Origin of the sequence: Streptomyces sp. A3M-1-3 (assembly GCF_024213665.1) — a bacterium.
Classification (GTDB): Bacteria; Actinomycetota; Actinomycetes; order Streptomycetales; family Streptomycetaceae; genus Streptomyces.
In genome coordinates this window covers 38,064-64,736 of the sequence record NZ_JANAVP010000014.1, presented here as the reverse complement: position 1 = coordinate 64,736, position 26,673 = coordinate 38,064, and the positions used below count along the sequence as shown (strand labels likewise).

General features: G+C 67.3%; 25 protein-coding genes. 8 read left to right on the top strand and 17 right to left on the bottom strand.

Annotated features, from left to right (window positions below; genetic code table 11):
- Positions 1-2: 2 nt before the first annotated feature.
- Both rplC and rpsJ read right to left on the bottom strand, forming a co-directional pair.
- On the bottom strand, positions 3-647 hold the full coding sequence (rplC, locus tag NLX86_RS17730) for a 50S ribosomal protein L3 (RefSeq protein WP_254372687.1): 645 nt from the start codon (positions 645-647) through the stop codon (positions 3-5).
- A gap of 14 nt (positions 648-661) precedes the next feature.
- Complete coding sequence (gene rpsJ / locus NLX86_RS17725) at positions 662-970, bottom strand: 30S ribosomal protein S10 (RefSeq protein ID WP_003948644.1); 309 nt, start codon at positions 968-970, stop codon at positions 662-664.
- Between the two features lie 545 nt (positions 971-1,515).
- Between rpsJ and NLX86_RS17720 the strand changes: the two genes are divergently transcribed.
- Positions 1,516-1,773, top strand: a complete 258-nt coding sequence (locus NLX86_RS17720; protein WP_254372686.1) for a type II toxin-antitoxin system VapB family antitoxin — start codon at positions 1,516-1,518, stop codon at positions 1,771-1,773.
- The gene (locus NLX86_RS17715) at positions 1,770-2,186 is read left to right on the top strand and encodes a PIN domain nuclease (RefSeq protein WP_254372685.1); all 417 of its coding nucleotides are present in this window, start codon (positions 1,770-1,772) and stop codon (positions 2,184-2,186) included. The genes NLX86_RS17720 and NLX86_RS17715 overlap by 4 nt, the downstream gene beginning before the upstream one ends.
- Positions 2,187-2,190: 4 nt before the next feature.
- On the opposite strand, the gene NLX86_RS17710 is transcribed toward NLX86_RS17715, so the two are convergent.
- The gene (locus NLX86_RS17710) at positions 2,191-2,376 is read right to left on the bottom strand and encodes a DUF397 domain-containing protein (RefSeq protein ID WP_254372684.1); all 186 of its coding nucleotides are present in this window, start codon (positions 2,374-2,376) and stop codon (positions 2,191-2,193) included.
- Positions 2,373-3,221 carry a helix-turn-helix transcriptional regulator gene (locus tag NLX86_RS17705; RefSeq protein ID WP_254372683.1) on the bottom strand — a complete coding sequence of 283 codons (849 nt, stop codon included), beginning with the start codon at positions 3,219-3,221 and terminating at the stop codon, positions 2,373-2,375. The genes NLX86_RS17710 and NLX86_RS17705 overlap by 4 nt, the downstream gene beginning before the upstream one ends.
- 118 nt (positions 3,222-3,339) lie before the next feature.
- On the opposite strand from NLX86_RS17705, the gene NLX86_RS17700 reads away from it, so the two are divergent.
- The 3 genes from NLX86_RS17700 to NLX86_RS17690 are packed head-to-tail and all read left to right on the top strand — an operon-like array spanning position 3,340 to position 4,441.
- A complete protein-coding gene (locus NLX86_RS17700) occupies positions 3,340-3,786 on the top strand; it encodes an ATP-binding protein (protein ID WP_254372682.1) in 447 nt (148 codons plus the stop codon).
- Positions 3,783-4,037 carry a hypothetical protein gene (locus tag NLX86_RS17695; RefSeq protein ID WP_254372681.1) on the top strand — a complete coding sequence of 85 codons (255 nt, stop codon included), beginning with the start codon at positions 3,783-3,785 and terminating at the stop codon, positions 4,035-4,037. Before NLX86_RS17700 ends, NLX86_RS17695 begins: the two co-directional genes overlap by 4 nt.
- The gene (locus tag NLX86_RS17690; RefSeq protein ID WP_254372680.1) at positions 4,034-4,441 is read left to right on the top strand and encodes a PIN domain-containing protein; all 408 of its coding nucleotides are present in this window, start codon (positions 4,034-4,036) and stop codon (positions 4,439-4,441) included. Before NLX86_RS17695 ends, NLX86_RS17690 begins: the two co-directional genes overlap by 4 nt.
- 94 nt (positions 4,442-4,535) lie before the next feature.
- Here the strand turns inward: NLX86_RS17690 and NLX86_RS17685 are convergent, their stop codons facing one another.
- The 3 genes from NLX86_RS17685 to NLX86_RS17675 all read right to left on the bottom strand — a co-directional run bounded on the left by NLX86_RS17685 (position 4,536) and on the right by NLX86_RS17675 (position 6,679).
- Positions 4,536-4,778 carry a hypothetical protein gene (locus tag NLX86_RS17685; RefSeq protein ID WP_254372679.1) on the bottom strand — a complete coding sequence of 81 codons (243 nt, stop codon included), beginning with the start codon at positions 4,776-4,778 and terminating at the stop codon, positions 4,536-4,538.
- Positions 4,779-4,882: 104 nt separating this feature from the next.
- Positions 4,883-6,220: a lytic transglycosylase domain-containing protein gene (locus NLX86_RS17680; RefSeq protein ID WP_254372678.1), complete on the bottom strand. Its 1,338-nt coding sequence runs from the start codon at positions 6,218-6,220 to the stop codon at positions 4,883-4,885.
- A gap of 6 nt (positions 6,221-6,226) precedes the next feature.
- The gene (locus tag NLX86_RS17675) at positions 6,227-6,679 is read right to left on the bottom strand and encodes a hypothetical protein (protein ID WP_254372677.1); all 453 of its coding nucleotides are present in this window, start codon (positions 6,677-6,679) and stop codon (positions 6,227-6,229) included.
- A gap of 378 nt (positions 6,680-7,057) precedes the next feature.
- Here NLX86_RS17675 and NLX86_RS17670 point away from each other — a divergent pair, with 378 nt between their 5' ends.
- The 3 genes from NLX86_RS17670 to NLX86_RS17660 all read left to right on the top strand — a co-directional run bounded on the left by NLX86_RS17670 (position 7,058) and on the right by NLX86_RS17660 (position 10,774).
- Entirely contained in the window at positions 7,058-7,933 is an 876-nt protein-coding gene (locus NLX86_RS17670) for a helix-turn-helix domain-containing protein (RefSeq protein WP_254372676.1), read from the top strand.
- 49 nt (positions 7,934-7,982) lie between these two features.
- On the top strand, positions 7,983-8,570 hold the full coding sequence (locus NLX86_RS17665; protein WP_254372675.1) for a Uma2 family endonuclease: 588 nt from the start codon (positions 7,983-7,985) through the stop codon (positions 8,568-8,570).
- 209 nt (positions 8,571-8,779) lie between these two features.
- Positions 8,780-10,774: a PIG-L family deacetylase gene (locus NLX86_RS17660; RefSeq protein WP_374213903.1), complete on the top strand. Its 1,995-nt coding sequence runs from the start codon at positions 8,780-8,782 to the stop codon at positions 10,772-10,774.
- Between the two features lie 98 nt (positions 10,775-10,872).
- Here the strand turns inward: NLX86_RS17660 and tuf are convergent, their stop codons facing one another.
- The 10 genes from tuf to rplA form a co-directional block, all read right to left on the bottom strand.
- Complete coding sequence (tuf, locus tag NLX86_RS17655) at positions 10,873-12,066, bottom strand: elongation factor Tu (protein WP_254372674.1); 1,194 nt, start codon at positions 12,064-12,066, stop codon at positions 10,873-10,875.
- A 146-nt stretch (positions 12,067-12,212) separates the two neighbouring features.
- Entirely contained in the window at positions 12,213-14,342 is a 2,130-nt protein-coding gene (gene fusA / locus NLX86_RS17650; RefSeq protein ID WP_254372673.1) for an elongation factor G, read from the bottom strand.
- 38 nt (positions 14,343-14,380) lie between these two features.
- Positions 14,381-14,851, bottom strand: a complete 471-nt coding sequence (gene rpsG / locus NLX86_RS17645; protein WP_254372672.1) for a 30S ribosomal protein S7 — start codon at positions 14,849-14,851, stop codon at positions 14,381-14,383.
- A 2-nt stretch (positions 14,852-14,853) separates the two neighbouring features.
- Positions 14,854-15,225 (bottom strand): 30S ribosomal protein S12, encoded by a 372-nt coding sequence (rpsL, locus tag NLX86_RS17640; protein ID WP_003948652.1) that lies wholly within the window; start codon positions 15,223-15,225, stop codon positions 14,854-14,856.
- A 383-nt stretch (positions 15,226-15,608) separates the two neighbouring features.
- The gene (locus NLX86_RS17635) at positions 15,609-19,508 is read right to left on the bottom strand and encodes a DNA-directed RNA polymerase subunit beta' (protein WP_254372671.1); all 3,900 of its coding nucleotides are present in this window, start codon (positions 19,506-19,508) and stop codon (positions 15,609-15,611) included.
- 95 nt (positions 19,509-19,603) lie between these two features.
- Complete coding sequence (gene rpoB, locus NLX86_RS17630) at positions 19,604-23,089, bottom strand: DNA-directed RNA polymerase subunit beta (protein WP_254372670.1); 3,486 nt, start codon at positions 23,087-23,089, stop codon at positions 19,604-19,606.
- A gap of 475 nt (positions 23,090-23,564) precedes the next feature.
- Positions 23,565-23,951 carry a 50S ribosomal protein L7/L12 gene (gene rplL / locus NLX86_RS17625; protein ID WP_254372669.1) on the bottom strand — a complete coding sequence of 129 codons (387 nt, stop codon included), beginning with the start codon at positions 23,949-23,951 and terminating at the stop codon, positions 23,565-23,567.
- Positions 23,952-24,061: 110 nt separating this feature from the next.
- Positions 24,062-24,592: a 50S ribosomal protein L10 gene (rplJ, locus tag NLX86_RS17620; RefSeq protein WP_254372668.1), complete on the bottom strand. Its 531-nt coding sequence runs from the start codon at positions 24,590-24,592 to the stop codon at positions 24,062-24,064.
- A gap of 276 nt (positions 24,593-24,868) precedes the next feature.
- On the bottom strand, positions 24,869-25,747 hold the full coding sequence (locus NLX86_RS17615) for a DUF1396 domain-containing protein (protein ID WP_254372667.1): 879 nt from the start codon (positions 25,745-25,747) through the stop codon (positions 24,869-24,871).
- Positions 25,748-25,909: 162 nt separating this feature from the next.
- Positions 25,910-26,632 carry a 50S ribosomal protein L1 gene (gene rplA, locus NLX86_RS17610; RefSeq protein ID WP_254372666.1) on the bottom strand — a complete coding sequence of 241 codons (723 nt, stop codon included), beginning with the start codon at positions 26,630-26,632 and terminating at the stop codon, positions 25,910-25,912.
- Between the last annotated feature and the right edge of the window lie 41 nt (positions 26,633-26,673).

The following is a 26,673-nucleotide window of genomic DNA, read 5'->3' as shown; positions in this document are numbered from 1 at the left end:
CCTCAGGCCCCCTTGGCCGCGGTGCGGACCAGGACGAGGCCGCCGTTCGGACCAGGAACTGCGCCCTTGATGAGGAGCAGGCCCTTCTCCGCGTCAACGGCGTGGATGGTCAGGTTCTGGGTGGTGACCCGCTCGTTGCCCATGCGGCCCGCCATGCGCATGCCCTTGAACACACGACCAGGGGTGGCGCAGCCACCGATGGAGCCGGGAGAGCGGTGCTTGCGCTGGGTGCCGTGACCGGCGCCGAGGCCCTTGAAGTTGTGACGCTTCATGACACCGGCGAAGCCCTTGCCCTTGCTCTTGCCCGTGACGTCAACCTTGACGCCGGACTCGAACACCTCGGCAGTGATCTCCTGGCCGAGCGAGTACTCGCTGGCGTCGGAGGTACGGAGCTCCACCAGGTGGCGGCGCGGGGTCACGTCGGCCTTGGCGAAGTGACCCTTGAGGGGCTTGTTCACCTTGCGAGGGTCGATCTCGCCGAAGGCGATCTGGACCGACTCGTAGCCGTCGATGTCGTTCTTACGGACCTGGGTAACGACGCAGGGCCCGGCCTTGACGACGGTCACCGGGACGACACGGTTGTTCTCGTCCCAGACCTGGGTCATGCCGAGCTTCTCGCCCAGGACGCCCTTGATCTGCTTAGCCATCTTCTCCGCGCCTCTCAGAGCTTGATCTCGATGTCAACGCCGGCCGGAAGGTCCAGGCGCATCAGCGAGTCAACGGTCTTGGGCGTCGGGTCGAGGATGTCGATCAGGCGCTTGTGCGTGCGCATCTCGAAGTGCTCGCGCGAGTCCTTGTACTTGTGCGGCGACTTGATGACGCAGTACACGTTCTTCTCAGTGGGCAGCGGCACCGGGCCCGCGACCGACGCACCAGTACGCGTCACCGTCTCGACGATCTTCTTCGCCGAGGAGTCGATGACCTCGTGGTCGTAGGCCTTGAGCCGGATGCGGATCTTCTGTCCCGCCATGGCTACTAGTAGTCCTGTCTCTCGAAACGCTCTGGAACCCGGCACGCTGTGCTGATCACACCGCTCCCCCTCCGACCCACGCGGTCGGGCGTGTCGCACTCCCTCCAAAGAAATTTCCGAGGAAATTCCCTGCCAAGGGGGTGCGGGCCATAGACCACGCATCGGGGGCGAACACCCACCGGGTGCCTGGCTGGTACCCCGCTGACACTTCCCGGAAGATTCCCGTACGTCCGCCCCAGCGCTGCCCAGGAGGCAGATAAGGCGACGAGTACTGTGGGACTCGCTTCCGGCCCTCCCGGCGGGAGGCGCGCAGCATCGGCACTCAACCGAGCAACCTGGTCAGTGTGCCATATGGGGCACGCAGCACGCCAATCGCGGCCGGAGAGATTACCCCGCGGGGGTTGCGTGTCAAGCGGCGCAGGCCCGGAAACCTCCGGACGGGCGCACGCCGATGCTCATCCGATTTTCTCTCTGCTGCCGTACCCACGGCCGCGATATCATCGTTTACGACTCTGCCGATATCAACATCACGGAGAGGAGTGAACATGACCCGTACCGTCATCGATCTCGACGACAAAGTCGTCGAGGAAGCCATGCGCCTCTACGGCGTCACCACCAAGGCCGCGGCTGTACGCGCCGCCATGGAGGACGCCGTGAAGCGCCGGCTGCGCCGGGAATTCCGGGACGCGATCCGCAGCGGCGAGATCGACACCACCGAGATCGTGGAGTCCACCGGCCCCAAGAACCGCGACGGCACCCTGAAGCGCAAGACGCCCGCCGCGTCCGCCAAGAAGGCCGCGTGAGGGCGGCCTTCCTCGTCGACAAGTCCGCCTTGTACCGCTGGGGCAACGACGTGGCGGCCGAGCTCCTGGACGATCTCGAGGAGCGCGGCCTCCTCGCCATTTGCGCACCCATCGAGTACGAGATGGTCTACAGCGCGCGCAACAAGGAGGAGGCCACCCGCCTCCGCAGCTGGCTACGCGGCTTCGACTACGCCTTCTGCAATGAAGAGCAGCACGAGCGCGCCCTGGCCATCCAGAACGAGGCACTGACCCGCGGCTTCCACCGCGCCCTGTCCTTCACGGACCTCCTCATCGCGGCCGTCGCCGAGCACGAGGGCCTGACGATCCTTCACTACGACGGCGACTTCGACATGATCGCCGAGATCACAGGCCAGTGGACCCGCTGGGTCGCCGAGCCGGGCACCGCGGACTGAGCGGTCAGCGGCCTGCCGCGTACGCCACGAAGTCAGTCCACGCGGCCGGTGTGACGGCGAGCTGCGGGCCCTGGGTGTTCTTGGAGTCGCGGACGAGGACCGTACCGGGGGCGGCGGCAACCTCAACGCAGTCGTTGCTGTCACTGGCGCTGTAGCTGCTCTTGGTCCACTCCAGCTCGGAAGTGTTCATGTCTCCCCCAGCACTTTCTCGATGAAGGCCAGAGACTCCCGTGGGCTGAGAGCCTGGGCCCGGATGATCCCATACCGCAGCTCTAGGACCTGGATCAGTTTCGGATCGGGGACCAGGCGGCTCATGAGCTGGGCCTCGGAGTAGCCCACCGCTGAACCGTCTCCGAACTTCAGCACCTGAAGCTGACCGCCCATTCCTGCATGGTCGTCGCGGTCCGTTGGCATCACCTGCATCTCAACGTTCCTGAACTGGGCAACCTCCAGCAGGCGTTCGATCTGTCGGCGTAGGACGATTCTGCCTCCGACGGGGCGCCGCAGCGTCACTTCCTCCTGCACGAAAGTGAGGGCCGGCGCAGGCGACCGATCGAAGATCGCACGCCTGGCCATGCGAGCCTCCACCTGCCGGTCCACCTCGTCCCTGGAGTACGCGGGTCGCCGCATGTCGAACAGTGCCCGCGCGTACTCCTCGGTCTGCAACAGACCATGGATGTTGTGGTTGCCGTACGCGCCCAGCTCGACGGCCTCGGCTTCCAGCTTCGCCAGATCCCGCACTTTCTTCGGGTACCTGGCCTCCTCCACGTCCTTCTTCATCGCCTCGATCCGGCCGCCGGCCGACAGCACCCGGTCCGCCTGCTCCAGATACTCCGGCTTCGGGATACGGCGGCCGCGCTCGACCGCCGAGACCATCTCCTCGCCGTACCCGATCGCCGCGCCGAACTCCCCCTGCCGCAGGCCGGCCGCCTCGCGCCACAGCTTGAGCTGCCGCCCGACCGTTTTGATCACGGCCCCGCTGTCGTCATCGTCCAGGCCGGGGGCGCCCGCCCCTTCCGTACCGTCGCTGTCCATACGACACCCGCCTTCACCCCGTACTGGCCCGGACAGGCCCGGACCGCCGCCGGACAGTCACTGTCCGTACCCGATTCGTCGCTGTCCAGCGTAGGCGCACCCGGCCACGCTGAGTGATGTGAATCGAGAAATCACCCAGCCCAGGGCCGACGTCCGGCAGTTCTCCGTCCAGCTCTCCGCCACCCGCCGGGGCGCCCGGCTGGCCCGGCTGCTGGCGACCGAGCAACTCCGCTCGTGGGGTCTGCCGTTGGAGGACGCCGCCCACATCGTGGCCGAGCTGGCGGCGAACGCCACGACGCACGGCCTCGTACCGGGGCGGGACTTCCGTCTCACGCTCGCCGTCACGGCCGCGGACACCCTCCGTATCGAGGTGACCGACGCGCGCGGCGACCGGCTCCCCGCCGCGCAGGAGCCGGGGGACGGCGAGTCCGGGCGCGGGCTGCTGCTGGTCGACGCACTGGCCGACCACTGGGGCGTCATCTCGGGCCCGGCGCCCTGCAAGACGGTGTGGGCCGAGCTCACCTTCGTACAGCGCGGGGTCGGGAAAGCTAGCCTCAGCGTATGAGCGTGGCCCCTGACCACCACCCGGAACTGCACCGCCTGATCGACAGGCTGCGACCAGAGCAGGCCGAGGCGGTGCCGTCCGTGGTGCTGCAACTCGTCGTCGACAACACGCCTGCCGACGAAGCCGCCGCGCCCGCCGAACAGCAAAGGCGCCGACGGCTCCCCTTCGGCGGACCCATCGAAGCCGAACCGGACCTGGCTACGCGCTCGTCCGACATCCTCCGCAAGGAACTGGGTGACACCGGCCAGTGATCATCCACGACACCGGACCGATCGCCGCGTTCAACTCCAAGGACGCCCGGCACGCCGAGTGCCTGGAGGTCCTGGAAACGCATCCCGGCCCGCTGCTGGTCCCAGGGCCAATCCTCACTGAGGTCTGTTATCTCCTGGCGACACGCAGCGGCCCGCGTGCGGAAGCGATGTTTCTGCGGACGCTGGAGTCCGAGGAGCTGCGCCTCGTCCCGCTCCTGAGTGGAGACCTCTCACGTATGGCCGACCTGGTCGAGCAGTACGCCGATCTCCCGCTCGGAGCTGCCGACGCGTCCGTGTTCGCGATCGCCGAGCGCCTGGGAGTCGCCGATGTCGCGACCATCGACCTTCGGCACTTCCGCGTCGTGCGCCCGCGACACGTAGACGCGCTCACGCTGCTTCCCTGAGCGCCCATCGACCGGCATGTCGAGCGCATGTTCCCACCGGGCCCGCCGCCTTGCAAGAGCGTTCTGGGCCGAAATCGGGCTCTGCGGCTGCCGGTCAGAGCTCGGGGGCGAGGACCGTGAGCCGCAGCAGCGCGGCGATGGCCAGCAGGGCCGGCGGCGCGTACCACCACCTCCGCAGCCACTCGGCCTTCACGAACACAAGCGTCAGGAGTGCTGTCACGAGGGAGCTGGCCAGCGCAAGACCGGCGGCGAAGCCGGAGTGGGCGACGGTCTCGCTGTCCCAGGGGCCGACGGGCTCAGCCATGTAGGCGACGAAGGTGACGTAAGTCGTCCACACGTGTCCCAGGGTGAGGAGGGCTGCGCACACTACTGTGCCGAAGAGCCTGGGGGCACCCGGACCCCGCCCGGCAGAGTCCCTGGTCGGTGGGCGAGCAGCGCTGGTCACCGCAGTGCCTCCTTCGCGTTGTCCAGTTTGCTGTCGAATCCCCGGCCGTACGCCTGGGCCGCGTCGCTCTCGTAGTAGGGGCCACCGTTGTAGCGGGCGGCGAGTTCCCACATCTGCGCGCGGGTCATCTGGTCCGGCGGTACGTCGGCGAAAGCACTCTCCGCCTTCAGCTGGGCCAGGTATTCCGAAGCAATGAACGTGTTCTGGGCAGGATCCTTGATCGCGTCCACAATGACGCCGCGCTGCATGTCGGTGAGGTTGTGCGGGTCGTATCCCAGTACTTCCGCAGCGCGACGGACCTGGATTGCCATAGGGCCCATGGACGTCAAGTCCGGGTCGTCTGTGCTGGGGATGACCTTGCGCCCCCCGTAGGCGAAGTCGTCCAGCCAACCGGGATCACCCTCGACCTCCTGCCAGGCGATCCCTGCGACCATCTCCGCCGGCAGTCCTGAGTCCCGCGCGGCGGCCTTTATGAGCTCCTTGTTGCCGGATATGTAGTCGCGGCGCCCTTCGTCCGAGCTCGACGGCAGCCAGTAGTTGTTCCCCTGGCCTTCCGGCAGTCCGGCCACCCGGGTCTGAATCCGGTAGAGGGCGCTGGACACCAGGACGTCGTCGCCGACGGCGGGAATCGAGTCCACCTTCGGCCCCGCGCCCGGCAGCTGGACGTACGGATTGTCGCGTGCCTGCTGCGCCTCGGCGCGCAGGGGTCCCAGGTTCTTGAGGAACTGGTCCGGGTCGGGGACGCTGCCACGGAAGTCGGGGATGGAACGGTACGCCGTCTTGAGGTCGGCGACGCACTTCTCGCGAGCCTCGGACTCCACGCGGAGGGCATCTGAGTAGTGGCCCTTGGTCTCGTTGTAGTAGCCCTCGGCTTCTTCCCGGATGTCGTCCAGGTCGACAGTCACCTCAGCGAAGAAGTCGAGAACGCCTGTCGTCCCTCGCAGGTCCTCCCACTGTCGCAGGGGTTCCGCGGCCCGCGCGGTCGGGGTGATCGCGGTGGCCTCACGCGACATGACCTCGACAAGCTTCGACTCGGTGCGTTTCCCGCCGGCGTAGTGGTTCTTGGCCGTGGCAACCGCGTCGGCATAAAAGGCCAGGGCCGTCCCCGCCAATCGGAAGGCTTCCGAAAGCGCATCGGCGAGGTCCTTGCCCTCCCTCAGCCGCTTCACGTACAGGTCGCGGGCCTCGCTCTCCCACTCGACCTTGGCCGCCTTGCGAAAAGCGTCGTCGGTGCAGTCGATCAGGTTGTGAAGCCGCCTGAATTCCGCCGCGTTACGGTCGATGAGGGCTGGGTTCGAGTCCTCCAGGAACTCAACCGTTTCACGGTAGGTCACGAGTGATCACCGGTTCTCGGGGGCGACGTAGCGTCCCGACTCCAGCATGGAGTTCATCTGACGCCGGACACCGGCATCGAATTCCGTGTAGGAGTTGCTGGAGGACTTCAGCTTGCTGGACAGGGCCGCCAGGAGCACGACCATGTCGTCGTACTGGTCCTTGGCGAAACGAGCGAGGGTGCCAACGTTCCCAGCCACCTCCACATGCGCCCGTGGCGCCCGGCACATCGTCGCGTTCTCGCCGTCCATGCGCCCCTCGTAGAGGAGTCCCGCAATCTCCATGAGCAGATGCGAACTTCCGTCGATGGAGGCCGCGTTCGCCAGGAATCCATCCCCACCGGCGCTCGGCGAGCCGGGGTGGTCGCCGCCGGCCGGTGCCTGATTCAGTCGCGTCTGCGCCGAGTCCTGTCCGGTGACTGCCGCAGCCTTGTGCTGAGCCCATTCCTCGTCGAACGACACAGCCGTCCACCTCCCCCGACCGAGCCCCGGAGCGCGTCCCGAGCACATGTTCCAGTCCGCGCCAAGTTTGTCACAGGTACATCACGGTGGTGCGCTCGACCAAAGTGGCTTGTGCAGTTGGGTACTTCACCGGGTCGCGGTGCACCACGACCCGGTGCGCCGCGACATAAAAGGCTTTCAATCCCTGCGGAGAAAAAAACCTCCCAACCCCTCCAGCCTCCCCGTCACTCGCACGGGTGAACTGCGCCAACTGGGGTGGATTTCGACGGGGTTGGCGGGCATATGCTCACCGCGACAACCGCAGACATGCGACGGCCCCCGGCCGGGACTCGCAATCCCGATCGAGGGCCTGACCAACGAGGAAGTTAGGGCTTCCCGATGGCTCTTCAGCACCTTAGCGCGCCCTCGCGCGCCTCGTCCCGCGTTCCCCGACCGGCCGCCCGTTCCGGTGTGGTTCACGACAACGTCCAGCACACCACCCGCTACACGGTGGTCGGCAACCACCTCGCCCAGCACCGCGAGCTGACCCTCGTCGCGATCGGGCTCGCCGTACACATCCAGTCGCTGCCCGCCGGAGCCCGCATCGGCATCAAGTGCCTCGCGGCCCGCTTCCCCGAGGGCGAGGCGCGCATCGCCTCCGCCCTGCAGGAGCTGGAGGCGGCCGGCTATCTGGCGCGTACTCGGGAGCGGCTGCCCAGCGGCCTGATCGTCACGCGCACGGTTTCGTACAACCAGCCCGAGGCAGCCCGGCCCGCCCCCGCCGACGTACCCCCGGAGCCGTCCCCGGAGCCGCAGCCGAGGTCGGAACCCGCACCGGCACCCCCCGTGCCGGTGCCCAGCCCTGTTCCGCCGCCCCCGCTTCCGGCGCCGCGCTCCCCCGACCCGCTGCGCCACCAGTTCGCCACCACCCTGCTCACGGAGCTGCGGCGCGACGACCCGCGTCCGCTGCTCGCCGAGCGGGACATCCAGCGGCTCGCGCCCGGCGTGGTCGCCTGGCTGGAACGCAGCGCCGCCCCCGATGCCGTACGCCGCGCCCTGACCGCCAACCTCCCGGCGGAACCGCGCCACCCGGCCGCCCTGCTGGCCCACCGCCTCACCGCACTGCTCCCACCACCGCTGCCAGACCTGCCGCCCCTGCCGCCGGCCGTACGGCCGGACCCGCTCCAGAACTGCGACAACTGCGACCGCGCCTTCCGCGCGCCCGGACCTGGCCACTGCCGCGACTGCCGCCCCGACCTGAAGGAGGCCGCCTAGCATGAAGGTCACGACCCTTGCACCTGGGCACAGACGAGGAGCGAGCGCTATGACCATCGCCCCGGACGACGCACGGCGGGACACACTCCGGTACCGGGCGATGCGCGACATCGTCGAGCGGATGCAGGACGGCGTTCCCGGCAAGCTGGAGATCACCAAGGAAGGGATCGTGCACGACATGATGGCACCGGGTCGTCCCCACGAGCTGACCGCAGCCCAGGTCAGCCGCCGTCTGGAGAAGGTCATGCCGGACGAGTTCATGGCCCACACAGGGACGCCCGATGTGGAAGACGAGCCGGAAGGCGTTATGCGTCACCCGGACGTCATGGTGATCGCCGTGGCAGACATGGAGGGGGCCGGTTCCTTTGACCCCCGTACGATCCTCGCCGCTGTCGAAGTCGTGTCGCGGTCCAACCCGGACAACGATTGGGTGAGCAAGATGCGGGACTATCCCCTCCTGGGCATTCCCGTGTACGTGATCTTCGATCCGCGCACCGGCTCCGGCGCCGTGTGCTCCGACATCCACTCGACCCCGAGCGGCCCCCGTTACGCGACCCGGAAGGACTTCCTGTACGGCGAGGACGTCACGATCGGCGAGTGGACCATCTCGACGGAGAAGCTGCCCCGCTACTCGTAGGCCGACCCCAGTGCGACCGCCCCTTCCGCGCCCGAAACCAGGCAGGTGCCACAACAGGACCGACATATGGCCACCGCGTGCCGCTGCTCACATCGGTGGCGTCCCGGGCAACCTTCCGGCCCGTTTCTCCGTCAAGCAGCACGGATCGTAGGAAGAGCGCAGCCCCGGGGGACCCGTCCGCTGCGGGGTGGCAGGCGGGGGCGACAGCGGTGCGCGTTTCTTGGGGGGCCGGGCTGTCCCGGCGCGGTCTGCTGGGCGAGGCCACCGCCACCGTCCTCGCCGCCGCCGGATGTACCGCTCCCGCGCCCCGCCGCGCGGGGCCCACCGCCGATCCGGCCCCCGGCAAGCCGATCGCGCTCGCCCGTGACGCGTTGCTGATGCAGATCCTCGCCCACCCGGACGACGACCTGTACTTCATGAACCCGGACACCCAGCGCTGCCTCGACTCCGGGGTGCCGCTCGTCTGCGTGTACGTCACCGCGGGCGAGGCCGACGGGGTCAACAAGATCCCCGGCGAGCCGCGCCCGCCGGCCGACAAGGCCGCGTACTCCTCCGCCCGGCATCAGGGGCTGCGCCAGGCGTACGCCGCCATGCTCGGGCTACCGCCCTTCACCGCATGGCACAAGAGCGTCACCACCCTGCGCGGCGGGCACCTGGCCGAGACCAACACCCTCGCGAACGGCAGCCGCAAGGTCGAGCTGGTCTTCCTCAACCTCGCCATGCACACCCCGCAGCGCCGCATGGGCCTGCCCGCCCTGTGGAGCGCCAGGGGCTTGTCGCTGCGGACCGTGGTGGCCGACGACTCGCCGCTGCGCGAGGCCGGCTCGTACGACCACGACGACCTCACCGGCGTACTCACCGGGCTCATGGACCAGTACCGCCCGACCGTCATCCAGACCCTCGACCCCGATCCCGACATCCAGCACAGCGACGACGCCACCCGCCGCAAGGACAGCGAGCAGCCGGGCTACTCCGACCACGCCGACCACACCGCGGTCGCGCTGTTCGCCTGGAAGGCGATGGCCCGCTGGGTCGCCGAGAGCACCGAGCGGGGCAACGAGGTGCCGGCGTTCGCCGCCACCGCCTACCGCGGCTACTACAACCGCCACTGGCCCAAGAACCTGCCGGAGCGGGTGCTGCTGGAGAAGGCCGGCCACCTCGCCCCGTACGGCGGCCACCCCGACTGGGACTGCGGCAACGCGGCCGGCTGCGGCGACTACAACGTCGGCCAGGGCCGCCCGCTGACCAACCGCAAGGGCTGGGTGCGCTCGACCCACTACCGTCACCCGGGCCCGCGTACGGCCGTGGCCACCGGCCCGGACGGGCGGCTCACCGCGTACGGCGTCCTCGGGCTGCGCGCCGTGCGCTGGCGCGAGACCGCTCCGGGCAGCGGGCAGTGGGGCGCGCCGGACGACCTCGGCGGCGGGCCGCTGGGACCCGTACTCGGCGCGGCCACCCTGAAGGACGGCCGGCAGCTGCTGTTCGCCCTGCGCTTCGCGTCGTTCGGCGGCCGCGGCGGACCCGGCCGCCGCGAGATCGTACTGCTCGAACAGCGGTCTCCCGGCGGGGAGTTCAGCGCGTGGACCGGCCTCGGCAACCCGGAGCGGCAGAACGACCGGGGGCGCCGTATCGGCTCGCCGGTCGCGGTCGCGGCGCCCGACGGGCGGGTCCATCTCTTCGTACGCAACGCGGACCGGGGGCTCAGTACCCGTGTGCGCGCCACCGACGGCAGCTGGGGCCCGTGGCGTGACCTCGGCGGCGGGGAGGTCCAGGACGGGCCGGCGGCGGTGTCCGACCGGGACGGTGCCGTGCACGTCTTCGCGTCCGGCCGGGACACCGTGCACCACTGGGTGGACGGCGCCCTGTGCCAGGAGCCGGCGCTGACGGCCCCGGGCGACTTCCCCACCGCGGTGCCGGTGCCGGGCGCCGCCGGCGTGGACGTCGTCTACCGGGGGCCCGCCACGGACCGGGTGACCACGGTACGGATCGGTGGCGCGGCCGGCCCGGCCGCCGGCCCCGTACTGCTCGGCAACGACGACCGGGGCCACGTGCAGCTACGGCTCTCCGGCGGCAGCGTGCTGCGGCGGACAGAAGGCCCGGTGGCGCTGGTGGGCCCGGTCCTGCACTCGGGCCCGCTGGGCCCGCTGGTGGTGGGCCTGGGCCCGGACGCGGCGCCCTGGATCTGGCGGCCGCAGTACCCGTAACCCGGCCGTAGTACCCGTAACCGCAGAACCCAAAGGGCCCCGGTCCGCCGCGAACGGCGGGCCGGGGCCCCTCAGTAGACGCTCCTAGGAGCGGCAGGTCACTTGGTGATCTTGGTGACCTGGCCGGCGCCCACGGTCCGGCCACCCTCACGGATGGCGAACTTCAGGCCCTCTTCCATGGCGACGGGCTGGATCAGCGAGACCGTCATCTCGGTGTTGTCGCCCGGCATGACCATCTCGGTGCCCTCGGGGAGGGTCACGACGCCGGTCACGTCCGTGGTACGGAAGTAGAACTGCGGGCGGTAGTTGTTGAAGAAGGGGGTGTGACGGCCACCCTCGTCCTTCGACAGGATGTAGGCCTGGGCCTCGAACTCGGTGTGCGGCGTGACCGAACCGGGCTTGATGATGACCTGGCCGCGCTCGACGTCCTCGCGCTTGATGCCACGGAGGAGCAGACCGACGTTCTCACCGGCCTGGCCCTCGTCGAGCAGCTTGCGGAACATCTCGATGCCGGTGACCGTGGTGGTGGTCTTCTCCTGCTTGATGCCGATGATGTCAACGGTCTCGTTGACCTTCAGGACACCACGCTCGATACGGCCGGTGACGACCGTACCGCGACCGGTGATCGTGAAGACGTCCTCGACGGGCATGAGGAACGGCTTCTCGGTGTCACGCGGCGGGGTGGGGATCGACTCGTCGACGGCGGCCATCAGGTTCAGGACCGTCTGGCCCCACTCCTTGTCGCCCTCGAGCGCCTTGAGCGCCGAGACCTTGACGACCGGAACGTCGTCGCCCGGGAAGTCGTACTCGGAGAGGAGCTCACGGACCTCGAGCTCGACGAGCTCCAGGATCTCCTCGTCGTCCACCATGTCGGCCTTGTTCAGGGCGACAACGATGGACGGCACGCCGACCTGGCGGGCCAGGAGCACGTGCTCCTTGGTCTGCGGCATCGGGCCGTCGGTGGCGGCGACCACGAGGATGGCGCCGTCCATCTGCGCCGCACCCGTGATCATGTTCTTGATGTAGTCCGCGTGACCGGGGCAGTCGACGTGCGCGTAGTGACGCGACGCGGTCTGGTACTCGACGTGCGCGATGGAGATGGTGATACCGCGCTGGCGCTCCTCAGGAGCCTTGTCGATCTGGTCGAAGGCCGAGGCCTCGTTCAGGTCCGGGTACGCGTCATGCAGCACCTTGGTAATGGCGGCCGTGAGGGTCGTCTTACCGTGGTCAATGTGACCGATGGTGCCGATGTTGACGTGCGGCTTAGTCCGCTCGAACTTCGCCTTCGCCACTGTGGTCCTCCTGGAGTGGTTCTGTACGCCTTACTCATCGGCGCCAGGTGATCTTTGCTGGGATGCCGGCCCCCGGGGCATCCGTCGCGGTTGCGTGGATGCCACGGAGAATCCGGTGACAAGCCTAAAGCGTGTACTCGGAAGAGTTACTCGCCCTTGGCCTTCGCGATGATCTCCTCGGCGACGTTCCGGGGAACCTCGGCGTAGGAGTCGAACTGCATCGAGTAGCTTGCGCGACCCGAGGTCTTGCTGCGGAGGTCGCCGACGTAGCCGAACATCTCCGACAGCGGAACCAGGCCCTTGACGACCCGGGCACCGCTGCGCTCCTCCATGGCCTGGATCTGGCCACGGCGGGAGTTTAGGTCGCCGATGACATCGCCCATGTAGTCCTCGGGCGTGGTGACCTCGACGGCCATCATCGGCTCAAGAAGTACGGGGGACGCCTTGCGGGCACCCTCCTTGAACGCCTGCGAACCGGCGATCTTGAAGGCGAGCTCCGAGGAGTCGACCTCGTGGTAGCCACCGTCGAGAAGGGTGACGCGGACGCCCACCATCTCGTAGCCGGCCAGGATGCCGAACTGCATGGCCTCCTGCGCACCGGCGTCCACCGAGGGGATGTACTCCCGCGGGATACGGCCACCGGTGACCTTGTTCACGAACTCGTAGGACGCGTCGCCACCCTCGAGGGGCTCCAGCGCGATCTGCACCTTCGCGAACTGACCGGTGCCACCGGTCTGCTTCTTGTGCGTGTAGTCGATACGCTCGACGGTCTTGCGGATCGTCTCGCGGTACGCGACCTGCGGCTTGCCGACGTTCGCCTCGACGCGGAACTCGCGCTTCATGCGGTCGACAAGCACCTCGAGGTGAAGCTCGCCCATACCACCGATGATGGTCTGGCCGGTCTCCTCGTCCGAGTGAACCTGGAAGGAGGGGTCCTCCTCCGAGAGACGCTGGATGGCGACACCCAGCTTCTCCTGGTCACCCTTGGACTTGGGCTCGATGGCGACCTGGATGACCGGCGCCGGGAAGTCCATGGACTCCAGGATGACGGGCAGCTTCTCGTCGCACAGCGTCTCACCGGTGGTGGTCTGCTTCAGGCCCATGACGGCGATGATGTCGCCGGCGCCCACCGAGGCGATCTCCTCACGCTTGTTCGCGTGCATGCGGTAGATCTTGCCGATGCGCTCCCTCTTGCCCTTGACCGAGTTCAGCACGGAGCTGCCGGCCTCGAGGCGGCCCGAGTAAACCCGGACGAAGGTGAGCTTGCCGAGGTGCGGGTCGCTCATGATCTTGAACGCGAGGCCCGAGAACGGCTCGTCGTCCGACGGCTTGCGCTTGACGACCGTCTCCGCGTCCTTGACGTCGTGGCCCTCGATGGCCTCGACGTCCAGGGGAGACGGCAGGTAGCGCACGACCGCGTCGAGCAGGGGCTGGACGCCCTTGTTCTTGAACGCGGTACCGCAGAACACGGGGGTGACGGTGACGGAGTCCTTGCCGCCCTTGGAGGCGAGGGTGATGCGGCGGATGGCCGCGATCAGCTGCTCCTCGGTGGGCTCCTGGCCCTCGAGGTACAGCTCCATCATCTGGTCGTCGTTCTCGGAGACGGCCTCGAGCAGCTTGCCGCGCCACTCCTCGGCCGCCTCGGTGTGCGTGGCCGGGATGTCGACGACGTCGTACATCTCGCCCTTGGCGGCCTCGACGGACCAGACGAGCGCCTTCATCTGGACGAGGTCGACCACGCCCTTGAAGTCCGCCTCTGCACCGATCGGCAGCTGCATGACCAGCGGCACCGCACCGAGGCGGTCGACGATCATGTCGACGCAGCGGTGGAACTCGGCGCCGGTGCGGTCGAGCTTGTTGACGAAGCAGATACGCGGCACGCCGTAGCGGTCCGCCTGACGCCAGACAGTCTCGGACTGCGGCTCGACGCCCGCGACACCGTCGAACACGGTGACGGCGCCGTCGAGGACGCGGAGCGAACGCTCCACCTCGACGGTGAAGTCGACGTGACCCGGCGTGTCGATGATGTTGATGGTGTGGTCAACATCGTTGAGCGGCCAGTGACAGGTCGTCGCGGCGGACGTGATCGTGATGCCGCGCTCCTGCTCCTGCTCCATCCAGTCCATCGTGGCAGCGCCGTCGTGGACTTCACCGATCTTGTAGCTCACACCGGTGTAGAAGAGGATCCGCTCAGTGGTGGTCGTCTTGCCCGCGTCGATGTGGGCCATGATCCCGATGTTGCGGACCTTGGCCAGGTCAAGCGAAGTGGTGGCCATAAGGCTCAATCTTCTCTCGGTCTCGATGTGGGTAGCGACTACCAGCGGTAGTGCGCGAAGGCCTTGTTGGACTCGGCCATCTTGTGGGTGTCCTCGCGCTTCTTGACGGCAGCGCCGAGGCCGTTGGAGGCGTCGAGCAGCTCGTTCATGAGGCGTTCGGTCATGGTCTTCTCGCGGCGGGCGCGGGAGTAACCCACGACCCAGCGGAGCGCGAGGGTGGCGGCGCGACCGGGCTTGACCTCGATCGGCACCTGGTAGGTGGCGCCACCGACGCGGCGGGACTTGACCTCGAGAGACGGCTTGACGTTCTCGAGGGCACGCTTCAGCGTGATGACCGGGTCAGCGCCGGTCTTCTCGCGGAGGCCCTCCATGGCGCCGTAGACGATCCGCTCGGCGGTGGAACGCTTGCCGTCAAGCAGAAGCTTGTTGATCAGCGACGTGACAAGAGGAGAGTTGTAGACCGGGTCGATGATGACCGGGCGCTTCGGGGCGGGGCCCTTACGAGGCATTCTTACTTCTCCTTCTTGGCGCCGTAGCGGCTGCGGGCCTGCTTGCGGTTCTTGACACCCTGGGTGTCGAGCGAGCCGCGGATGATCTTGTAGCGAACACCCGGCAGGTCCTTCACACGGCCACCACGCACGAGCACGATGGAGTGCTCCTGCAGGTTGTGTCCCTCACCCGGGATGTAGGCCGTGACCTCGATACCGGAGGTCAGACGCACACGCGCGACCTTGCGGAGCGCCGAGTTCGGCTTCTTCGGGGTGGTCGTGAACACACGCGTGCAGACGCCGCGGCGCTGGGGCGAACCCTCGAGCGCGGGCGTCTTGTTCTTCTCGACCTTGTCCTGCCGGCCCTTCCGGACCAGCTGCTGGATCGTAGGCACTACTTCTCCGGTTTCTGTGTGCCGTAGTGAAACTAACCTGGAACGTCACCGACCCACGCGGTCGGGTGTGTCGAATACTGCAGACCCCCGCCCAAGGCGGATAAGCGCAGATTGCGGTGTGGTTCTTCCTGGGCTCCCCATACGGTCTAAAGGCACGCACGGGAGCCCAGGGCACACCCCAGGCACAAGGTCAGAGCGTACCTATAGCATCGGCTGCGGTCAAAACAAATGCCCACGCGCAGGACAGACCACGCGCATGGTAAGCCCGCAGGCGCGAATCCGCGCGCCAACGCCGCAGGGCGGCCACCCCTCGGAAGGGATGGCCGCCCTGCGGTACAGCAGCACGACGGTCAGCCGTGCTGTGCCGGTCTGGGCCGACTCCGTCAGCCGTTGTAGGGGCCGTAGTCGTAGTCCTCCAGCGGGACAGCCTGGCCGGAGCCGGTGCCGAAGGGCGAGTAGTCGATGTCGTCGTAGCCGACGGCCGAGTACATCGCGGCCTTCGCCTCCTCGGTGGGCTCGACCCGGATGTTGCGGTAGCGGGCAAGGCCCGTACCGGCCGGGATGAGCTTACCGATGATGACGTTCTCCTTGAGGCCGATCAGGGAGTCCGACTTGGCGTTGATCGCCGCGTCGGTCAGAACCCTGGTCGTCTCCTGGAAGGACGCCGCCGACAGCCACGACTCGGTCGCCAGCGAGGCCTTGGTGATACCCATCAGCTGCGGACGGCCGGAGGCCGGGTGGCCGCCTTCCGTGACCACACGACGGTTCTCACCCTCGAAGCGGCCGCGCTCCACGAGCTCGCCCGGCAGCAGCTCCGCGTCGCCGGACTCGATGATCGTCACACGGCGCAGCATCTGCCGGATGATGATCTCGATGTGCTTGTCGTGAATCGACACACCCTGCGAGTTGTAGACCTTCTGGACCTCGCCGACCAGGTGGACCTGGACCGCGCGCTGACCGAGGATTCGCAGCACGTCGTGCGGGTTGGTGGCACCCACGGTGAGCCTCTGGCCCACCTCGACGTGGTCGCCCTCGCCCACCAGCAGACGGGCACGCTTGGAGATCGGGAACGCCGTCTCGTCGCTGCCGTCGTCGGGGGTGATGACGAGCTTCTTGGTCTTCTCGGTCTCCTCGATACGGACGCGGCCGACCGCCTCCGAGATCGGGGCGACACCCTTGGGCGTACGAGCCTCGAAGAGCTCGACGACACGGGGCAGACCCTGGGTGATGTCGTCACCGGCCACACCACCGGTGTGGAAGGTGCGCATCGTCAGCTGGGTACCGGGCTCACCGATGGACTGGGCGGCGATGATGCCGACCGCCTCACCGATGTCGACCAGCTTGCCGGTGGCCAGCGAGCGTCCGTAGCAGAAGGCACAGGTGCCGACCGCGGACTCACAGGTCAGGACCGAGCGGGTCTTGACCTCCTCGACGCCGTTGGCGACGAGGGCGTCGATCAGGACGTCGCCCAGGTCGACATTGGCCGGCGCGATGACCTTGCCGTCGATGACGACGTCCTCGGCCAGCATGCGGGCGTACACGGACGTCTCGACGTCGTCCGTCTTGCGGAGGATGCCGTCCTCGCCCTTGACCGCGATCTTCAGCTTCAGACCGCGCTCGGTGCCACAGTCCTCCTCGCGGATGATCACGTCCTGCGAGACGTCCACCAGACGACGGGTCAGGTAACCCGAGTCGGCGGTACGCAGGGCGGTGTCGGCGAGACCCTTACGGGCACCGTGGGTGGAGATGAAGTACTCCAGCACGGAGAGACCCTCACGGAACGACGCCTTGATGGGCCGCGGGATGGTCTCGTTCTTCGCGTTCGACACCAGACCACGCATACCGGCGATCTGCCGCATCTGCATCATGTTTCCTCGGGCACCCGAGTCAACCATCATGAAGATGGGGTTCGTCTTGGGGAAGTTCGCGTTCATCGCCTCGGCAACCTCGTTGGTCGCCTTGGTCCAGATCGCGATGAGTTCCTGCGTGCGCTCGTCCTTGGTGATCAGACCGCGCTCGTACTGCTTCTGGACCTTCTCGTCCTGCGCCTCGTAGCCCGCGACGATGGCCTTCTTGGCCTCGGGCACGACGACGTCGGAGATGGCCACGGTGACGCCCGAACGGGTCGCCCAGTGGAAGCCGGCCGCCTTCAGGTTGTCGAGCGTCGCCGCCACGATGACCTTGGGGTAGCGCTCCGCCAGGTCGTTGACGATCTCGGAGAGCTGCTTCTTGCCCACCGAGTAGTCGACGAACGGGTAGTCCTCGGGCAGCAGCTCGTTGAACAGCGCGCGGCCCAGGGTCGTACGCAGACGGAAGCTGTCGCCCTGCTGGAACTCCTGCTCGCCCTCCTCGGCGACCGGCGGCACCCAGCCACGCGGCGGGATGGTGCCCACCGGGAAGCGGATGTCGACCTTCGCCTGGAGCGAGAGCTCCCGGTTGTCGAAGGCCATGATCGCCTCGGCGCTGGAGCCGAAGGACCGGCCCTCGCCCTTGACCTCGCGCTCCTCCTCGTCCGTGGTGAGGAAGAAGAGGCCGAGCACCATGTCCTGGGTGGGCATGGTGACCGGACGGCCGTCGGCCGGCTTGAGGATGTTGTTCGAGGACAGCATCAGGATGCGGGCCTCGGCCTGAGCCTCCGCGGAGAGCGGCAGGTGGACGGCCATCTGGTCACCGTCGAAGTCCGCGTTGAACGCGGTGCAGACGAGCGGGTGGATCTGGATGGCCTTGCCCTCGACCAGCTGCGGCTCGAAGGCCTGGATGCCGAGTCGGTGCAGCGTGGGCGCACGGTTCAGCAGCACCGGGTGCTCGGCGATGACCTCTTCGAGCACGTCGTACACGACCGTGCGGCCGCGCTCGACCATGCGCTTCGCCGACTTGATGTTCTGCGCGTGGTTCAGGTCGACCAGGCGCTTCATCACGAACGGCTTGAAGAGCTCAAGCGCCATCGCCTTCGGCAGACCGCACTGGTGCAGCTTCAGCTGCGGACCGACGACGATCACGGAACGCGCGGAGTAGTCCACACGCTTGCCGAGCAGGTTCTGACGGAATCGGCCCTGCTTGCCCTTCAGCATGTCGCTGAGGGACTTCAGCGGACGGTTGCCGGGGCCCGTGACCGGGCGACCACGACGGCCGTTGTCGAAGAGGGCGTCGACCGCCTCCTGGAGCATCCGCTTCTCGTTGTTCACGATGATCTCGGGGGCACCGAGGTCGAGCAGACGCTTCAGACGGTTGTTGCGGTTGATCACGCGGCGGTACAGGTCGTTCAGGTCGGAGGTCGCGAAGCGGCCACCGTCCAGCTGCACCATCGGACGCAGGTCCGGCGGGATGACCGGCACGCAGTCCAGCACCATGCCCTTGGGGCTGTTGCTGGTCTGCAGGAACGCGGAGACGACCTTGAGGCGCTTGAGCGCACGGGTCTTCTTCTGGCCCTTGCCGGTACGGATGATCTCGCGGAGGCGCTCGGCCTCCTCCTCGAGGTCGAAGGACTCCAGGCGCTTCTGCAGCGCCGCGGCACCCATCGAACCGTCGAAGTACGTGCCGAAGCGGTCGCGCAGCTCGCGGTAGAGCAGCTCGTCGCCCTCGAGGTCCTGGACCTTGAGGTTCTTGAAGCGGTTCCACACCTCGTCGAGACGGTCGATCTCGCGCTGCGCACGGTCGCGCAGCTGCTTCATCTCACGCTCGGCACCCTCGCGCACCTTGCGGCGCACGTCGGCCTTGGCACCCTCGGCCTCGAGCTCGGCCAGGTCGGTCTCGAGCTTCTTGGCGCGGGCCTCGAGGTCGGCGTCGCGGCGGTTCTCGACCTGCTGACGCTCTACGGAGACGTGGGCCTCCAGCGACGGCAGGTCACGCGTGCGGCGCTCCTCGTCCACGAACGTGATCATGTACGCGGCGAAGTAGATGACCTTCTCGAGGTCCTTCGGCGCCAGGTCGAGCAGGTAGCCCAGGCGGGACGGGACGCCCTTGAAGTACCAGATGTGCGTGACGGGAGCGGCCAGCTCAATGTGGCCCATCCGCTCACGGCGCACCTTGGCGCGAGTGACCTCGACGCCACAGCGCTCACAGATGATGCCCTTGAAGCGGACACGCTTGTACTTGCCGCAGTAGCACTCCCAGTCCCGGGTCGGACCGAAGATCTTCTCGCAGAAGAGTCCGTCCTTCTCGGGCTTGAGCGTACGGTAGTTGATGGTCTCCGGCTTCTTCACTTCGCCGTGCGACCAGGTCCGGATGTCGTCCGCGGTGGCAAGGCCGATCCGCAGCTCGTCGAAGAAGTTGACGTCGAGCACTGTGCGTCAATCCCTCTTTCGGGGTCGAGTCTCAATCATGGTCTGAACGGGCCCGGGGATCACCGGGGAGCCTTTACGGCTCCCCGGCCAACCCGTCAGACCTCTTCGACGCTGCTCGGCTCGCGCCGGGACAGGTCGATACCGAGCTCCTCCGCGGCGCGGAAGACGTCCTCGTCCGTGTCGCGCATTTCGATGGACATACCGTCCGAGGACAGCACCTCCACGTTGAGGCAGAGCGACTGCATTTCCTTGATGAGCACCTTGAAGGACTCAGGAATGCCGGGCTCGGGGATGTTCTCGCCCTTGACGATGGCCTCGTAGACCTTCACGCGGCCGGTGACGTCGTCGGACTTGATGGTCAGCAGCTCCTGGAGGGCGTAAGCGGCGCCGTATGCCTCGAGCGCCCACACCTCCATCTCACCGAAGCGCTGGCCACCGAACTGAGCCTTACCACCCAGCGGCTGCTGGGTGATCATGGAGTACGGGCCGGTCGAACGGGCGTGGAGCTTGTCGTCGACCAGGTGGTGGAGCTTGAGGATGTACATGTACCCGATCGAGATCGGGTCCGGGAACGGCTCACCGGAGCGGCCGTCGAACAGCCGGGCCTTGCCGGACGGGAGGACCAGACGGTCGCCGTCTCGGTTCGGAACGGTGTGCTCGAAGAGCCCGGCGAGCTCGTCCTCACGGGCCCCGTCGAACACCGGGGTGGCGACGTTGGTGCCGGGCTGGACGTCGTCGGCGCCGATGGCCTGCAGACGCTGCGCCCACTCCTCGCCGAGACCGGAGACGTCCCAGCCGCGGCTGGCGAGCCAGCCGAGGTGGATCTCCAGGACCTGTCCCGGGTTCATTCGGGACGGGACACCCAGCGGGTTGAGGATGATGTCGACCGGGGTGCCGTCCTCCAGGAACGGCATGTCCTCGATCGGCAGGATCTTGGAGATGACGCCCTTGTTGCCGTGACGGCCGGCGAGCTTGTCACCATCGGTGATCTTGCGCTTCTGCGCGACGTAGACGCGGACCAGCTGGTTCACGCCCGGCGGCAGCTCGTCGCCCTCTTCGCGGTCGAAGACGCGGACGCCGATGATCTTGCCGGTCTCGCCGTGCGGGACCTTCAGCGAGGTGTCACGGACCTCACGGGCCTTCTCACCGAAGATCGCGCGGAGCAGGCGCTCCTCCGGGGTCAGCTCGGTCTCACCCTTGGGCGTGACCTTGCCGACCAGGATGTCGCCGGCGACGACCTCGGCACCGATACGGATGATGCCGCGCTCGTCGAGGTCGGCGAGGACCTCCTCGGAGACGTTCGGGATGTCCCGGGTGATCTCCTCGGGGCCGAGCTTGGTGTCACGGGCGTCGACCTCGTGCTCCTCGATGTGGATCGAGGAGAGGACGTCGTCCTGCACCAGACGCTGGCTGAGGATGATGGCGTCCTCGTAGTTGTGGCCCTCCCACGGCATGAACGCCACGAGGAGGTTCTTGCCGAGCGCCATCTCGCCGTGCTCGGTGGCCGGACCGTCGGCGAGAACCTGGCTCTCGACGACCCGGTCGCCCTCGTTGACGATGACCTTCTGGTTGACCGAGGTGCCCTGGTTGGAGCGGGAGAACTTCGCGACGCGGTACGTGGTGTACGTGCCGTCGTCGTTGGCGACGGTGACGTAGTCGGCCGAAACCTCCTGGATCACACCGTCCTTCTCCGCCTTGATGACGTCACCGGCGTCGACCGCACAGCGGTACTCCATGCCGGTGCCGACCAGCGGGGCCTCCGCCTTGATGAGCGGAACGGCCTGGCGCATCATGTTCGCGCCCATGAGGGCACGGTTGGCGTCGTCGTGCTCGAGGAACGGGATCATCGCGGTCGCGACCGACACCATCTGGCGCGGCGAGACGTCCATGTAGTCGACGTCGTCGCCCGGGATGTAGTCGATCTCGCCGCCACGGCGGCGGACCAGGACGCGGGACTCCTCGAAGCGCATGTCCTCGGAGAGCGTCGCGTTGGCCTGCGCGATGACGAAGCGGTCCTCTTCGTCGGCGGTCAGGTAGTCGACGTCGTCGGTGACGACACCTTCGACGACCTTGCGGTACGGGGTCTCGACGAAACCGAACGCGTTGACACGGCCGTACGACGCGAGCGAACCGATCAGACCGATGTTCGGGCCTTCAGGGGTCTCGATCGGACACATGCGGCCGTAGTGCGACGGGTGAACGTCACGGACCTCGAAGCCGGCCCGCTCACGGGACAGACCACCCGGGCCCAGCGCCGACAGGCGGCGCTTGTGGGTCAGACCCGACAGCGGGTTGTTCTGGTCCATGAACTGGGACAGCTGGCTGGTGCCGAAGAACTCCTTGATGGAGGCGACGACCGGCCGGATGTTGATCAGGGTCTGCGGCGTGATCGCCTCGACGTCCTGGGTGGTCATGCGCTCACGCACGACGCGCTCCATACGAGCCAGACCCGTTCGGACCTGGTTCTGGATGAGCTCGCCGACGTTGCGCAGACGACGGTTGCCGAAGTGGTCGATGTCGTCGGTCTCGACGACGATCGTGCGACCGCTCTCGCCGGCCGTCTCGACCTCGCCGGCGTGCAGCCGGACCAGGTACTTGATGGTGGCGATGATGTCCTTGCTGGTGAGGACACCGGCGTCCAGCGGCTCATCGGCGCCGAGCTTCTTGTTCACCTTGTAGCGGCCGACCTTGGCGAGGTCGTAGCGCTTGGGGTTGAAGTAGAGGTTCTCGAGCAGCGTCTGAGCGGCCTCGCGCGTCGGCGGCTCGCCCGGACGCAGCTTGCGGTAGATGTCGAGCAGCGCGTCGTCCTGGCCCTGGGTGTGGTCCTTCTCCAGGGTGGCGCGCATCGACTCGTACTCGCCGAACTCCTCGAGGATCTGCTCGGTGGTCCAGCCGAGAGCCTTCAGGAGTACGGTCACGGACTGCTTGCGCTTGCGGTCGATGCGGACACCGACCATGTCGCGCTTGTCGACCTCCATCTCCAGCCAGGCACCCCGGGACGGGATGATCTTGGCGGAGAAGATGTCCTTGTCGGACGTCTTGTCGATGGAGGAGTCGAAGTAGACACCCGGCGAGCGGACCAGCTGCGAGACCACGACACGCTCGGTGCCGTTGATCACGAAGGTGCCCTTGTTGGTCATGAGCGGGAAGTCGCCCATGAAGACCGTCTGGGACTTGATCTCGCCGGTCTCGTTGTTGGTGAATTCGGCGGTGACGAACAGCGGAGCCGCGTACGTGAAGTCGCGCTCCTTGCACTCGTCGACAGAGTTCTTCGCGGGCTCGAAACGGTGGTCGCGGAAGGTCAGCGACATCGACCCGGAGAAGTCCTCGATCGGCGAGATCTCCTCGAAGATCTCTTCCAGACCGGACTTGGTGGGGACGTCCTGTCCACTCTCGAGAGCCGACTCGACGCGAGCCTTCCAGGCGGCGTTGCCGAGCAGCCAGTCAAAGCTCTCGGTCTGCAGCGCCAGGAGGTTCGGAACCTCGAGGGGCTCCTTGATCTTTGCAAAGGAGATGCGCAGCGGGGCAGTGCTGGCGCCGGTGTTCGTATTGGCAGTCGAGGCGTTGCGCGAGGCGGCCAAGAGGGGGTCCTTCCGAGGGCTCGGACTCACTACGCGCGTACCGGTCCCCGCCGGGCACAGCGATGGAAATCCCAGGTCAGGGAATTCAAATCGTCGATGCTCAAGCGTGGGCATGCCCCTGGTGACGGGCAGGAGGCAGCTAACAGGCAGCGCAAAGGGTCAGTGTAGCCACTTGGCCCACTGATGTCCAGACCGAGTTTCCGGAGACCGGCAACAGGCCTTCCCTCTAGTTGTTCAACGCCTGCGAAAGAGCTTCCCTCTTCGTCGTCGATCCATGCCTCGAATCCTGGATCGGTGCGACGACGCGTCCTGAGAATTGCGCGCTGCGTGCGGTTCGTCAAGGCCCCCCACGACATCGAAGATCACCCTACTCGTCGCGACGGGAAGAGCAAGGCAGGCGTCCGGGAACGCCGAAGGGCGACCACCCGTACGGGTGGTCGCCCTTCAGGAACGAGTCAGCAGACCCGTTACAAGGTCACTTGACCTCGACGGACGCGCCAGCGGCCTTGAGGGACTCGGCGGCCTTCTCAGCGGCCTCCTTGGCGACCTTCTCGAGGACCGGCTTCGGAGTGCCGTCGACGAGGTCCTTGGCCTCCTTCAGACCCAGCGAGGTCAGCTCACGCACGACCTTGATGACCTGGATCTTCTTCTCGCCGGCGCCGGTGAGGATGACGTCGAACTCGTCCTGCTCCTCGACGGCCTCGGCGGCAACGGCACCGGCGCCACCGGCGGCGGCAACGGCGACCGGGGCAGCGGCGGTGACGTCGAACTTCTCCTCGAACGCCTTCACGAACTCGGAGAGCTCGATGAGGGTCAGGGTCTCGAACTGCGCGAGCAGCTCGTCCTGGGACAGCTTCGCCATGATTGGCGTCCTTCCACTAATTCGGCAGGTGCCGATGTACATGTCGGCGGGCGTACAGGCCCGCTGCGACCAACGCGCCCTATGCGGCGTCGGTCAATGCGCGAGCCGAATTACTCGGCACCGCCCTGCTCGGCCTTCTTGGCGCGAAGCGCTTCCGCAGTGCGGACGAACTTCGACGGGAGCGCCTGGAAGAGCGCGGCAGCCTGGGACTGCTTGCCCTTCATGGCGCCCGCCAGCTTGGCGAGCAGAACCTCGCGGGACTCGAGGTCCGCAAGCTTCTTGATCTCATCAGCGGTAAGCGCCTTACCGTCAAGGACACCGCCCTTGATGATGAGGTTGGGGTTGTCCTTGGCGAAGTCACGAAGACCCTTCGCCGACTCCACCGGGTCACCGGTGACGAAGGCAACCGCCGTCGGACCCGAGAACAGGTCGTCGAGCGAGTTGATCCCGGCCTCGTTGGCCGCAATCTTGGTCAGCGTGTTCTTCACCACGGCGTACTGGGCGTTCTCACCGAGAGAACGGCGCAGCTGCTTCAGCTGCGCGACGGTGAGACCCCGGTACTCGGTCAGCACAGCGGCGTTCGAGCTGCGGAACTGGTCCGTCAGCTCGGCTACCGCGGCAGCCTTGTCGGGCCTTGCCATAGAGCGTCGGCCTCCTTCCGGGTGATGAGGACCGCTCAGAAGGGACCGGGCAAAACGAAACGCCCCGGCACAAGTGCACGGGGCGTGAGCTCAACCGAATGGAATCCGGGAGCACTATCCACAGTCACCTGCGCAGGACGTCCGCACCCGGCGGAACCTTCGGCCACCGCACTCTCTTGCGAGAGCATGGCAACGACCAGCGGTCTTTGGCTTCTGGGGAAGAGTACGCGAATCGATCGCCGTCAAGCAAATCGGGCTATCGGGTCCGGATTCGGCTCAGGTTCCGTCGGACGCGTTCTTCATCATCTCGGCGAGATCAAGGGTCTCGGAGGCCGGCGGGGCCTTGACGGTGACCGGCTTGTTGTAGTCCAGGAACTTGATCGTCAGGTCGAGCGGGCCCTTGTCCGCCGCGCCCCGCGTACGGAACTGCTTGGTGTGGTCGTTCTCGTCGACCCACATGTCCATCGTGAGCGCGTCGACGCCCATGCTCTCGTACTGCTTCAGGCCCTTCTCGCGGCGCTCCTCGGTGGCCGCGTCCTGGCCCTTCAGGCTCGCGCGCATGGCGGCGATCGTGACGGTGCCCGCGTAGTGCGTGGTCCGTACGCCGTCGACCGTCTCCTCGCCGACCTTCCTGAGGTCCTTGGCGGCGGTCAGCGAGGCGGAGTCCTGGGCGGGATTCCGGTCCGCCTGGTCGGACAGACCGCCCAGCGGGTCGGCCCCGGCGGAGCCCTTGCCGAGCGCGGACAGGTCGAACTTGAGCCAGCTCTTGCCGTCCATCTCCGCCGCGGCTTCCTTGCCGCCGTTCATGTACATGGCGCCATCGACGAGGCGGATCTCCACCTCACCGGTCTCCCCCGCGGTCCCACCGCGCATGCTCATCTGCATCGCGGGCGGCTTGATGCTCATCGAGGCCCTGGCCTCGACGCTGCCGCCGTCGGGGACCTTGCCGCTCATCGTGTACGTGAGCGAGGTGAGCTTCTCGTTCTTCTCGGCCGCCCGCTTCACGGCCGCGGCCGCGGCGGGTGTCACCTGGAGCGGCTTCTGCCCGGCCTTGTTGCCGGCCGCCGGCCTGCTCTCGGTCGTACAGGCGGCTGTGCCGCACAGCAGAGCGCCGGCGAGAGCGGCCCCGGCCGCCTTCCGGTACATCACACGCATGTTCTGTTCCCCCCACGGGTGTTCGCTTGTCGGTCTGGTCGACGACCTCGGGTGACCCTACCGGCCGCCTGCGACATCGCCACGTAAATAAACCGGCCCCGCACCTCCTGGGGAGGTGCGGGGGCCGGTTTCAGCACGCGTGACCCGCGGCTGCCGTCAGGATCAGACGGCGGCCGGGTCCTCCTCGACGAGGAGGTTGCGGGTGCGGTTGGCGTCCAGCGGGATGCCGGGGCCCATCGTGGTGGTCAGGGTCGCCTTCTTGATGTAGCGGCCCTTCGCGGCGGACGGCTTGAGACGCAGGATCTCGTCCAGCGCCGCGGCGTAGTTCTCGACCAGCTTGGTCTCGTCGAAGGAGACCTTGCCGATGATGAAGTGCAGGTTCGAGTGCTTGTCGACGCGGAACTCGATCTTGCCGCCCTTGATGTCCGTGACAGCCTTCGCCACGTCCGGGGTGACCGTGCCGGTCTTCGGGTTCGGCATCAGACCACGCGGACCGAGCACGCGGCCGAGGCGGCCGACCTTGCCCATGAGGTCCGGGGTGGCGACGACGGCGTCGAAGTCCAGACGGCCCTTCGCAACCTCGTCGATCAGTTCGTCGGAGCCGACAATGTCGGCGCCGGCGGCTTCCGCGGCCGCAGCACGGTCACCGGTCGCGAAGACCAGGACCCGGGCGGTCTTACCGGTGCCGTGCGGAAGGTTCACGGTGCCACGGACCATCTGGTCCGCCTTGCGCGGGTCGACACCCAGACGCATGGCGACCTCGACGGTGCCGTCGAACTTGATCGAGGAGGTGTCCTTGGCGAGACGGACGGCCTCGAGCGGGGCGTACAGCTTCTCCCGGTCGACCTTGGCGTCCGCAGCGCGGAAAGTCTTGCTGCGCTTCACTTCTGCTCCTGATGTGTTTGAGCGTGGAGTCGTGGTGCGGA

Excerpts from the sequence above, each read along its gene's own strand:
- rplC (WP_254372687.1), bottom strand. The coding sequence starts at position 647 with ATGGCTAAGCAGATCAAGGGCGTCCTGGGCGAGAAGCTCGGCATGACC.
- rpsJ (WP_003948644.1), bottom strand. The coding sequence starts at position 970 with ATGGCGGGACAGAAGATCCGCATCCGGCTCAAGGCCTACGACCACGAG.
- NLX86_RS17720 (WP_254372686.1), top strand. The coding sequence starts at position 1,516 with ATGACCCGTACCGTCATCGATCTCGACGACAAAGTCGTCGAGGAAGCC.
- NLX86_RS17710 (WP_254372684.1), bottom strand. The coding sequence starts at position 2,376 with ATGAACACTTCCGAGCTGGAGTGGACCAAGAGCAGCTACAGCGCCAGT.
- NLX86_RS17705 (WP_254372683.1), bottom strand. The coding sequence starts at position 3,221 with ATGGACAGCGACGGTACGGAAGGGGCGGGCGCCCCCGGCCTGGACGAT.
- NLX86_RS17695 (WP_254372681.1), top strand. The coding sequence starts at position 3,783 with ATGAGCGTGGCCCCTGACCACCACCCGGAACTGCACCGCCTGATCGAC.
- NLX86_RS17670 (WP_254372676.1), top strand. The coding sequence starts at position 7,058 with ATGGCTCTTCAGCACCTTAGCGCGCCCTCGCGCGCCTCGTCCCGCGTT.
- NLX86_RS17665 (WP_254372675.1), top strand. The coding sequence starts at position 7,983 with ATGACCATCGCCCCGGACGACGCACGGCGGGACACACTCCGGTACCGG.
- fusA (WP_254372673.1), bottom strand. The coding sequence starts at position 14,342 with ATGGCCACCACTTCGCTTGACCTGGCCAAGGTCCGCAACATCGGGATC.
- rpsG (WP_254372672.1), bottom strand. The coding sequence starts at position 14,851 with ATGCCTCGTAAGGGCCCCGCCCCGAAGCGCCCGGTCATCATCGACCCG.
- rplL (WP_254372669.1), bottom strand. The coding sequence starts at position 23,951 with ATGGCGAAGCTGTCCCAGGACGAGCTGCTCGCGCAGTTCGAGACCCTG.
- rplJ (WP_254372668.1), bottom strand. The coding sequence starts at position 24,592 with ATGGCAAGGCCCGACAAGGCTGCCGCGGTAGCCGAGCTGACGGACCAG.
- NLX86_RS17615 (WP_254372667.1), bottom strand. The coding sequence starts at position 25,747 with ATGCGTGTGATGTACCGGAAGGCGGCCGGGGCCGCTCTCGCCGGCGCT.